Raw genomic sequence first — 9,962 nt, forward strand, 5'->3', positions numbered from 1 at the left:
AAGCGGAACTCCACGACGTCGCCGTCGGCCATCACGTAGTCCTTGCCCTCCATGCGCACCTTGCCGGCCGCGCGGGCGGCGGCCATCGAACCGGCCGCGATCAGGGCGTCGTACGAGACGATCTCGGCCTTGATGAAGCCACGCTGGAAGTCGGTGTGGATGGCCCCGGCGGCCTCCGGCGCGGTCGCCCCGGCCCTGATGGTCCAGGCCCGGGCCTCCTTCGGGCCGGCCGTCAGGAACGTCTGGAGCCCGAGGGTGTGGAAACCGATCCGGGCCAGCTGGGCGAGGCCGCTCTCCTCCTGGCCGAGCGAGGCCAGCAGCTCCGCGGCGTCGGCCTCGGCCAGTTCGGCCAGTTCGGCCTCGACCTTGGCGCATAGCACGATCGCGTCCGCGGGCGCGACGGACCCGACAAGTTCCTTGCGCCGACCGGGATCGGCGAGGACGTCCTCGTCGACGTTGAAGACGTAGAGGAAGGGCTTGGCGGTGAGCAGGAAAAGCTCCCGCAGGGCGTCGCGATCGATCTTCGGTTCCGAGGACAGCGTGCGGCCGGCGTCAAGCACCTCGCGCGCGGCCTTCACCGCGGCCAGCAACGGCTGCTTCGCCTTGTCGGCCCGGGCCTCCTTCTCCAGCTTCGGCAGGCGCGCGTCGACGGTCTGCAGATCGGCGAGGATCAGCTCGGTGTTGATCGTCTCGATGTCGTCGGCCGGGTCGACCCTGCCCTCGACGTGCACCACGTCAGGATCGGAGAACACCCGGACGACCTGGCAGACCGCGTTGGACTCGCGGATGTTCGCGAGGAAGCGGTTACCCAGGCCCTGCCCCTCGGACGCGCCTCGGACCAGGCCGGCGATGTCCACGAAGCTGACCGTGGCCGGCACCGTCCGGGCGCTGTCGTAGAGCTTCGCGAGCTCGCCGAGACGCGGATCGGGCACCCCGACCACGCCCACGTTCGGCTCGATCGTCGCGAACGGGTAGTTCGCGGCCAGCACCTCATTGCGCGTCAGGGCGTTGAACAACGTGGACTTGCCGACGTTGGGCAGCCCGACGATCCCGATCGACAGGCCCATGGCCGGTCAGTCTACGGACCTCACGGCTACGGACCTCACGGCTACGGGCCCTGCGGCCGCCCCGCCGGGGACCGACTCACCGCGAAACCGCGCGAAACTGTCGGAGGGCCGTGATTGCCTCTCTCCCGTGGACACGACCAGCGCGCTGCTGGCCCTGATCGGGCTGGCTCTCGGCGCCATGGGCGGATTCGCCGCCGCGCGCCGCTTCGCCGATCCGCGGGTCGCCGCGCTCACGGCCGCGCACGCCGCCGCCATGCGGGAGCGCGACCAGGCCCGGGAGGCCGCCGCCGCCGCTGCCGAGCGTGCGATGCTGGCCGAGTCGGACGTGTCCAGCCTGCGCACCGTGCTGGAGTACGAGCAGCGAGCGGCGGCCGAGCGGGTGGCGCTGGTCGAGCAGAGCCAGGACCGGCTCGCCGAGAGCTTCCGAGCGCTGTCCGCGCAGGCTCTGGAGGGCGCGAGCCGTCAGTTGGTGGAGCTGGCCTCCGCCCGGCTGGACGAGGCCGGCGCCCGTGCCCGCGGCGACCTCGACGCCCGTCGTTCGGCGGTCGAGAGCATGGTGACGCCGCTGCGGGAGGCCCTCGGGCGGATGGAAGACCGGCTGCGGGAGCTGGAGACCGCGCGCACCGAGGCCTACGCGGCGCTCGTCGAGCAGGTGCGGTTCGCCCGTGAGGCGTCGGAGAACCTCCGGTCGCAGACCGCCGCGCTCGTGACCGTGCTGCGCCGGCCCCAGGCCCGCGGTGCCTGGGGCGAGATGCAGCTGCGCCGGGTGGCGGAGGTGGCCGGCATGCTCAACCGCTGCGACTTCACCGAGCAGATGACGATCCAGGGCGACGACGGCCCGCAACGGCCCGACATGGTCGTCCATCTTGCCGGTGGCCGCAACGTGGTCGTCGACGCGAAGGTTCCGCTCAGTGCGTTCCTGGAGGCCGCCGACACGACGGACGAGGACCATCGCGCGCGCCGGATGGCCGCCCACGCCCGCCATCTGCGTGCGCATGTCGACGGCCTCGGCGCCAAGTCCTACTGGCGGCGGCTGCCGTCGTCCCCGGAGTTCGTGGTGCTCTTCGTCCCCGCCGAGGCGTTCCTGGCCCCTGCCCTCGATCACGATCCCGGCCTGCTCGAACACGCCGCCGGCAAGAAGGTCATCATCGCTACCCCAACCACGCTGATCGCCATGCTGCGCACCATCGCCCACGCTTGGACTCAGGATGCGCTGACCGCACGGACGAAAGAGATCTTCGAGCTGGGTCGCGACCTCTACACCCGCCTCGGCACCCTGGGCGAACACGTCGATCGCCTCGGTCGCTCGCTCGGCCGGGCGGTGGGGGACTTCAACGCCACCGTCGGCTCGTTGGAAAGCCGGGTGCTGACCCCTGCCCGCCGGCTCGCGGCCATGGAAGTCGTCGAGGCGGGGCTCCCCAGTCCGGTTCCGGTGGAGACCGGCGTGCGGCCGCTGTCCGCCGCCGAGCTCCTGAGGAGTACCGGGGAGGGCGCGACGACCGGGCGGGGTGGCGCCATAGAGGACCTCGGAGTCGATGCCGGGTATCAGACCTCTGACGGCGCAGATCCGGTCAGATGAGACGCAGACGACTAGCATAAGGAGGCTTAAGCAACGGAAAGCAGTGAGATCGACACCGAAAGCTCAAATACGAGAGCTGATGCGCATGTCTGGCGCATCGCCCTGACGCATTGGAAATCTGCGGGCGGTACCTTGCCTTCGTGAGTGTGCCGCCTCACCGGCAGTCGGCCGGACCGCCGGGCAGATCCGCACGCGCTCGCGGGCATGACGATCTGTACGCCCGCAGCTCGCGCAGTCGGGCGGATGGGCCGCCGCCCACGCTGTTCACGGGCAGCCGCCGGGGCCTCACCGCGCTCGGCACCGGCATCCTCGTCCTCGTCCTCGGTGGGCTAGGTGCCATCGTGGACTCCGCGATCTTCGGTTCCCTGAAGTTCGCCTTCGCCGTGCTGTTCATCGGCTCGTGCGTCCTCGCCGCGGTCCGCGTGCATGCGGATGACCTCATCGGCGTAGTGATCATGCCGCCGCTCGCCTACGCGCTCATCGCCCTCGGCGTCGGCTACCTGAACCCCGCGGCCGGGGACGGCAGCTCCGGCCTGCGCAACAAGGCCATCGACGTCGGCTCGGAGATGATCTTTCACGCTCCGATCCTGCTGACGGCCTTCATCCTGGTGGCCGTCATCGCGCTCTTCCGGGGTCGCCGCGCTCAGATGGCGCGCCGCGAGCGGCAACGTTCCCTCTCGCAGTCGGCCGCCGAGCGCCGACGCCGGTCGTAGTAGGCCCGGACCGCCGCTTCCCCGCGCCAGTTCCCCACGCCAGGTCGGCCGTACCGCCACAACCGACCCATGAGTAAATCCGCGCCCTCAATAAAAACAATAACAGGAATGTAGCTGGAACGGCCGATGACAAAAACCGGCAACGCGACCACACCTATTGCCACAGCTCGTGCTAGATTCCATGTCGCATCACGCACCCGCCGCTCAGGCGCACTTCCACTGACCTATCGGGTGCCGCATCCCCTGGAGGCGGCGGACGTAGGGAGGCCCGCTTGTCGTGCACGTCTCACGCTTTCTCCGGCGAGCACGTCCTGTCCGCTGGTGAGCCGGCCGGGTCCCGGTGACCGCCAGTCCCTGCTCAGCGGGGAGAACCCCGGTGATCCCGATGTTGCGCTACCGGTCTCTCGACACGCAGCCGCCACGCGGCCCGCGACGTCGGCTGATCCCCTTCTCGACCTTCATGCGGCACTGCGCCATCATCGCCGCCTCCGGCCGGCAGACGCTCACCGTGTCGAAATATGCCGCATCCCTGCGCGCGGCCACCTCGTCGGCCAACCCGGTCGTCATCACCTTCGACGACGGCGGCGTGGAAACCTTGAAGGCTCTCCGCCGGCTGGCCGAGACGGGTCTGACGGCGACGGTATTCGTGACCAGTTCGCGGGTCGGTGATCCGGGCTATTTCAACCGGACCGACCTTCATCGAATACGGGGTCTCGGGATAGAAATCGGCGGATCCGGTCACACCGGACGGCGGCTGGACGAGCTGGCGCGGACCGACGTGATTGCCGAACTGACGCTGTCGCGTCGTCGGCTGGCCGTGGCGACCGGGGACGAACCTCGCACGTTCGCCTATCCCCTCGGCGGATACGACCCGTCCGTACGCCAGCTTGTGATCTCGGCCGGCTACAGTTCGGCCTGCGCGGTACGCGACGTCCTCTCGCATCCCGCCGACGACCGCTTCGCCCTCGCTCGGTTGACCGTCGAGGCGAACACGCCCGACAGCCGGCTTCTCGCGTGGTTGGAAGGCGTCGGGCGGCCCGCGCCGCCTCTCACGGTGCCACGAGCCCACACCCATCGGTTTCGGCGCGCAGCCCATCAGCCCGATCTTTTCACCCCCCGGCTCGGTCAGCCTGATCCTGGCCCGGTAACCGGCACCGGGGACCCGGGCGACCTCGCATCCCCCAGCCTCAGCTCGCCATCACAGGCCCTGCCGGAGCACTGAGCAGGCCGAACAAACTGAGCAGACGGGGTGGCGGCGGTACTCCGCCCGCGGGCGGTCAGCGAGAGTGCCACGGCGTCCCGCGGCGGGTCGGTGCGCAGGGCCAGATCACCGAGCGGACTGGTCACCCCGAGCCAGTACCGCTCGTTGCGGTAGTGGTGCAAACGATGCCCTCGCCACAACCGCCGGTAGTAGGCCGTGCGTGGGGGGACCCGGGTATGGATGAGGAAATGCGTCCAGTCGTAGACGAGCGCACCCATCCCGAGGCAGAGCGCGCCGGTCGCCGCCCACGGCGGCCCGAGCAGCGCCGGCGCCGCGACGGCGACGGTTCCGCTGATCACCTCGCGGGGGCGCAAGAACATCGTGTCGAGGTTGGTCGGATCGCGGTGATGCTGCTCGTGCCCGTATCCGGCAAGCTGGTAACCGATCGATCCCAGCCGACTGCCCGGCCGGGCGTGGAGCAGTATCCGGTGCACACTCCACTCGACGAAGGGCTGCGCCGCCATGGCAGCCACCGCGACGCCGGTGTCCCGGATCCGCCACGGGCCTCGGACCGCCCGCAGGGCGGCAAGCGTCCCCACGCAACCAAGCAGGACGGGGGGCCGTGGATGGCGCAGGAACCTGCGTGCCGCACCCGCCAGCGTCCGGACCTCCGCGGCGCTGCCGTGCGGTCCCGGGGGGTCGAGGCGCGCGAACACCCTCGCGGGGACGGAAGGTCGCGGGTAGAGCACCATGCGACCACCTCCCGACCAGATCGGAATCGGAACGGAACCGGAACAGCATGGAAACTGTACGGAACTCCGACCGGACCGGCGACTTGGATCGGAGCTGCGACCGGAGTGGCGACCGGGACAGCGGCGGCTCAGAACGGGACGGTGGAGTACGCCTGCAGCTTGGTGAGCTGATGCTGGCTGTCCACTCGGCGGATGGTGCCCGAGCGTGACCGCATCACCAGCGAGGACGTGTTCGCCCCGCCCGGCCGGTACCGCACCCCGGCGAGCAGTTCGCCGTCCGTGATGCCGGTCGCCACGAAGAAGACGTTGTCACTGTCGACGAGGTCCCGGGTGGACAGTACCCGGGTCGGGTCGCCCCCGAGGTCGGCGACCTTGCGATACTCCGCGTCGTCCCGCGGCCACAGCCGGCCCTGGATCACTCCGCCCAGACAGGTCACCGCGCAGGCCGTGATGATCCCCTCGGGAGTGCCGCCGATCCCTAGCAGCAGGTCCACGCCGGTGTCCGCCGAGGCGGCCATCACCGCTCCGGCGACGTCGCCGTCGGAGATCAGCTTAACTCGGGCGCCGGCCGCCCTGATCTGCTCGACCAGTTGGCTGTGCCGGGGCCGGTCCAAGACCACCACGGTGACGTCCCGCGGGAGGATCTCCTTGGCCTTCGCCACGGCGCGGATGTTGTCCTCCACCGAGGCCGTGATATCCACCGCCCCGGCCGCCTCCGGGCCGGTGACCAGCTTCTCCATGTAGAAACACGCGCTCGTGTCGTACATCGAGCCACGCTCGCTGACCGCCATGACCGAGATGGCGTTATTCATCCCCTTGGAGGTCAGCGTCGTACCGTCCACGGGATCCACGGCGACGTCGCACTCGGGCCCTTCCCCCGAACCGACCACCTCGCCGTTGAACAGCATGGGGGCCTCGTCCTTCTCCCCCTCGCCGATCACGACGATCCCGCGCATCGAGACGGTGCCGACCAGTCGGCGCATCGCGTCGACGGCGGCCCCGTCCGCGCCGTTCTTGTCACCACGGCCGACCCAGCGCGCCGCGGCGAGCGCGGCTGCCTCGGTTACCCGGACAAGTTCGAGCGCGAGGTTGCGATCCGGAGCCTGTCCCTGCACGGCCAGCGTGTCGGGCACGGACGAGGCGTCGGAAGGCCTGGAGACGGAGGATTCAGCAGTGGAAGACACGGCCCCGAGCCTAGTTCGGGAGCCCCGTCGGCGCCCGAGATTAGGCCCAGAGTGACGCCAAATATACCTTCATGACCTTATCCCGCCGCGAAGGTGTGCCTGCGGCCGTCCGGCAAATCCGGCCTGTCGTCGACACGACACCTCGAATCCGCCGAAGAGGCACGCAACCTTCAACCCGGTACGCGCGTCCAACGAAGCATCGGGCAGCCGTCACGCGGAGGGGGCGTGACGGCTGCCCGACAGGTCCCGGCGTGGCCGGTTCCTCACCCCGCGCTCCCCGATAAGGCCCTCCAGCCGGGCGAGAGCCTGAACACGCCACCACCCCTATGAGCCGCCCAGACGTGGTCTGGGTGCCCATCCGGGGGCTCAGACCTGGAAGATGGGGACGTGGCACGACGACGCGGTCAGGAAACGATCAGAGACATGGCGCTCTCTCTCGCCGTAGTCATGGCGGGTGTCCTGCTCTTCGTCATCTTCGTCATGCCCCGCGGAAGCGACGAGCCCACGGTCAAGGTCGTCGCGACGAGTGAGCCGATGGCGGCGTTCGCCCGCCAGGCGCCCTACTCCCCACTCGGGCCGGCTGGCCTGCCCTCCTATTGGAAGCCGACCTCCATCCGCCTGACGCTGCCCACCGGTGGTGCCGACGGTGGTCCCGCCGAGGCGACGATCGGCTATGTCGTCGATCGGCCCGACCATCGGACGTTCGCTCGCTTCGTCGAGAGCAACGCTCCCACCGCGGTCCAGCGGATCCTGGGGAACCGACCGGCCAACGGCACGGTCGATGTGGAAGGCGTCGCCTGGCAGCAACGCCGGGACGGCGATGGGCATCTCGCGCTCACCCGGACCGACGGCGGCGTCACCGTGATCGTGGATGATGGAGGCGGCAAAGGCGGGGCGAATCAGGCCGATCTGGTCACCCTCGCCGCGTCACTGCGACCGGTCGTTCCCGCCGCCACGAACTGATCGCGCCGTCGGTGCGAGCCTGGTCGATGGGAACCCGGTCGGTGCAAGCCGCCCGGTCAGCGCTGGACGGCGACCGCGATGACGGGAGGCCGTGCGGGTGCGACGGCCGTTGCGGCCGGTGGCTCGCCCCCACCCTCCAGCGCGGTGGCGGCCGGGATGAGAATCGCCATGCCGATGACCAGCCCGGCCGCCCGACGTAGCAGCGGGCCCGTCGTCGGCATCCGCCATCCGAGGTGGGCGCCGCCACCCCGCGTCCCGGTCATCCCACCCCTCGGCACGGCACCCACGGCGGCAACCGAAGGCGGAGCGTGCTCTCGGGCGAGGTCGCCGAGAGGCCGGCGACGAGGCGTCGGGCGTAGCGCGGGCATTGCTACCTCCAGACTGGATGTCCTGCGGGTAACGGCCGGTGTGCCAGGTCGGTCGCGGTCCGTCTCGGACCGCGACCGACCTGAAACGCCGTGCAGCGACCTTGTACTATGGATCTCTACCGGACCGACCGGGTTCAGCCATGATTGTTCCTTGTTGGATATCATGTTGGTCGGGCGGAGGGGAAATCGCCACGCCGGTGCCCCCTGGCCGTCGGGTCGCCCAACGGTGGATGCTGGGTCGGGGCCGAACCCGTAATCACCGATAGCCCACCGGGACCGAGCCGCAAACGCCGATGGCACCCCGAGGCAGGGGGCCTCCCCGCTCCGCCGGGGCTGGCCCGGAACCGCGCGGTCCACGGATTGAGCGGACCTCGCTGTAGAGGGTTGTAGAGGCATAGAGGGTTCTAGAGGATAGAGGGCCGCAGAGGCGGCACGGAGGTGGCCATGCCCGAAGCATTCAACGACAGCCCTACCGGTCACGCCTCGGGCTCCGCCGATGTCCCCCCGCCGGGCGTCCCGGCCCCACCGGTCACCTACGAGGCCGCGCGGGCCGAACTCGAGGAGGTCGTCCGCCGGTTGGAGGCCGGCGGGGTGAGTTTGGAGGAGTCACTGATCCTCTGGGAACGAGGCGAGGAGCTCGCCAGGACCTGTCAGGCGCTGCTCGACGGCGCCCGCGCTCGACTGGCCGCGGCGACTCCACTCCCCTGAGCGTCTCCTGATCTCCTGAGCGTCTCCTGAGCGAGCGGCCCCTCCAGCCGACCGGGCCGCCGGGCCTGCTCAGCCGTCCACGACCGTCGCGCGCAGCGTTCCGCCCGCCACCCGGATGGCGAGCCCGTCCCCGGCCGCAACCTCGGCAGGCCCGCGCACAACCGCACCATCCACGGTGCGCTGCACCACGGCGTACCCGCGGTCGAGGGTCGCCGCCGGCGACAGCGCGCGCATCCGGGCCCGGGTGGCGGCCAGATCGTTCCCGGTCACATTTATCATGTGGCGGACGCAGCGGCGCGAACGGGCGAGGAGCGCCGACACGTCGTCCGCTCTGCGGCCCACGTCGCGCGTGGGCGTTGCGAGCACGGGGCGCCCCCGGGTGTCCGCCAGCCAACGTTCCTCCCGGTCGAGCCGGTGCTCGACGACCCGCCGGGCCCGGGCCCGCAGCTGGGCGACCGCGATCGCCTGCTCACCGACGTCCGGCACCACCCTCTTCGCCGCGTCCGTCGGTGTGGAGGCGCGGACGTCGGCGACAAAATCGAGCAAAGGGGTGTCCTGCTCGTGTCCGATTGCCGACACCACCGGGGTACGCGCGGCCACGACGGCCCGCAGCAGCGCCTCGTCAGAGAAGGGCAGCAGATCCTCCAGCGACCCGCCGCCACGAGCGATGACGATCACCTCCACTTCGGCACGCGCGTCGAGTTCCCGCAGCGCGTCGATGACCTGGGCGACCGCGAGAGGCCCCTGGATGGCCACCTCCCGTAACACGATACGCACCGCCGGCCAGCGACGGCGCGCGTTCTCGACCACGTCCCGCTCCGCCGCGCTGGCCCGCCCGGTGATCAGACCGACGGCCGCCGGGAGGAACGGAGGACGCCGCTTACGGGACGCGGCGAACAGCCCCTCGGCCGCCAGCGTGGCCTTGAGCTGTTCGAGCCGGGCCAGCAGCGCACCGGCACCGAGCGGGCGAATCTCAACAACCGCAAGGGCCAGCGTGCCTCGGCCGGGGTGGAACGACGGCTTGCCCCACACCACGACGCGGGCCCCGTCGACGAGCGCCGGCCCCACCGCGTCGCACACCGCGCGCGGGCAGGTGACCCGCAGGGACACGTCGGCCACCGGGTCCCGCAGGGTGAGGAAGACCGTTCCCATCCCGGGACGGCGGACGATCCCGGTCACCTGCCCCTCGACCCACACTCGCCCCAGCCGGTTGATCCAGTCTCCCAGCGCGCGCGACACGCTGCGGACCGGCAGCGGCTGTTCCGGGGACGATGTCAGTGCCACCCGGGCACCGTAACCTCGCCCTACAACAGTCGGCGGCCCTCGTCACGGCCGGACCGGACGATGTCGCCATCGGGTGATGCATCGCCTCGTTCTGTCTTCCGCACATGGGGTTTCGATGCGTTGACCGGCCGGGTTTCTGATCA

At 70.5% G+C, this 9,962-nt stretch carries 10 protein-coding genes; 5 read left to right on the forward strand and 5 right to left on the reverse strand.

Annotated elements, in window-relative coordinates; genetic code table 11:
* Positions 1 to 1,067: redox-regulated ATPase YchF (gene ychF / locus AC08OJ_RS15785; protein ID WP_476596118.1), on the reverse strand; the 1,067-nt coding region annotated here is incomplete at its 3' end.
* 127 nt (positions 1,068 to 1,194) lie between these two features.
* Between ychF and AC08OJ_RS15790 the strand changes: the two genes are divergently transcribed.
* The 3 genes from AC08OJ_RS15790 (at position 1,195) to AC08OJ_RS15800 (ending at position 4,581) form a co-directional block, all read left to right on the forward strand.
* On the forward strand, positions 1,195 to 2,646 hold the full coding sequence (locus tag AC08OJ_RS15790; RefSeq protein WP_476593773.1) for a DNA recombination protein RmuC: 1,452 nt from the start codon (positions 1,195 to 1,197) through the stop codon (positions 2,644 to 2,646).
* Positions 2,647 to 2,792: 146 nt separating this feature from the next.
* Positions 2,793 to 3,359 (forward strand): DUF6542 domain-containing protein, encoded by a 567-nt coding sequence (locus AC08OJ_RS15795; protein ID WP_476596121.1) that lies wholly within the window; start codon positions 2,793 to 2,795, stop codon positions 3,357 to 3,359.
* A 385-nt stretch (positions 3,360 to 3,744) separates the two neighbouring features.
* Entirely contained in the window at positions 3,745 to 4,581 is an 837-nt protein-coding gene (locus AC08OJ_RS15800; protein ID WP_476596122.1) for a polysaccharide deacetylase family protein, read from the forward strand.
* On the opposite strand, the gene AC08OJ_RS15805 is transcribed toward AC08OJ_RS15800, so the two are convergent.
* Together AC08OJ_RS15805 and glpX are read right to left on the reverse strand one after the other, a co-directional pair.
* A complete protein-coding gene (locus AC08OJ_RS15805) occupies positions 4,485 to 5,312 on the reverse strand; it encodes a sterol desaturase family protein (protein ID WP_476596119.1) in 828 nt (275 codons plus the stop codon). The genes AC08OJ_RS15800 and AC08OJ_RS15805 overlap by 97 nt on opposite strands.
* A gap of 128 nt (positions 5,313 to 5,440) precedes the next feature.
* Positions 5,441 to 6,445 (reverse strand): class II fructose-bisphosphatase, encoded by a 1,005-nt coding sequence (glpX, locus tag AC08OJ_RS15810; RefSeq protein WP_476596120.1) that lies wholly within the window; start codon positions 6,443 to 6,445, stop codon positions 5,441 to 5,443.
* A 438-nt stretch (positions 6,446 to 6,883) separates the two neighbouring features.
* Here glpX and AC08OJ_RS15815 point away from each other — a divergent pair, with 438 nt between their 5' ends.
* Entirely contained in the window at positions 6,884 to 7,459 is a 576-nt protein-coding gene (locus AC08OJ_RS15815) for a DUF4245 domain-containing protein (RefSeq protein WP_462187146.1), read from the forward strand.
* Between the two features lie 56 nt (positions 7,460 to 7,515).
* Here the strand turns inward: AC08OJ_RS15815 and AC08OJ_RS15820 are convergent, their stop codons facing one another.
* Positions 7,516 to 7,722 carry a hypothetical protein gene (locus tag AC08OJ_RS15820; RefSeq protein ID WP_462187145.1) on the reverse strand — a complete coding sequence of 69 codons (207 nt, stop codon included), beginning with the start codon at positions 7,720 to 7,722 and terminating at the stop codon, positions 7,516 to 7,518.
* A 549-nt stretch (positions 7,723 to 8,271) separates the two neighbouring features.
* Here AC08OJ_RS15820 and AC08OJ_RS15825 point away from each other — a divergent pair.
* Positions 8,272 to 8,535 (forward strand): exodeoxyribonuclease VII small subunit, encoded by a 264-nt coding sequence (locus tag AC08OJ_RS15825; protein WP_476593770.1) that lies wholly within the window; start codon positions 8,272 to 8,274, stop codon positions 8,533 to 8,535.
* Between the two features lie 69 nt (positions 8,536 to 8,604).
* On the opposite strand, the gene xseA is transcribed toward AC08OJ_RS15825, so the two are convergent.
* A complete protein-coding gene (gene xseA, locus AC08OJ_RS15830; RefSeq protein ID WP_476593769.1) occupies positions 8,605 to 9,819 on the reverse strand; it encodes an exodeoxyribonuclease VII large subunit in 1,215 nt (404 codons plus the stop codon).
* Between the last annotated feature and the right edge of the window lie 143 nt (positions 9,820 to 9,962).

The sequence above is a fragment of the Frankia sp. CgKIO3 genome, from assembly GCF_977946435.1.

Bases quoted from the DNA above. Each gene is read 5' to 3' on its own strand.
- AC08OJ_RS15800 (WP_476596122.1), top strand. From the start codon at position 3,745: ATGTTGCGCTACCGGTCTCTCGACACGCAGCCGCCACGCGGCCCGCGA.
- AC08OJ_RS15820 (WP_462187145.1), bottom strand. From the start codon at position 7,722: ATGACCGGGACGCGGGGTGGCGGCGCCCACCTCGGATGGCGGATGCCG.
- AC08OJ_RS15825 (WP_476593770.1), top strand. From the start codon at position 8,272: ATGCCCGAAGCATTCAACGACAGCCCTACCGGTCACGCCTCGGGCTCC.
- AC08OJ_RS15805 (WP_476596119.1), bottom strand. From the start codon at position 5,312: ATGGTGCTCTACCCGCGACCTTCCGTCCCCGCGAGGGTGTTCGCGCGC.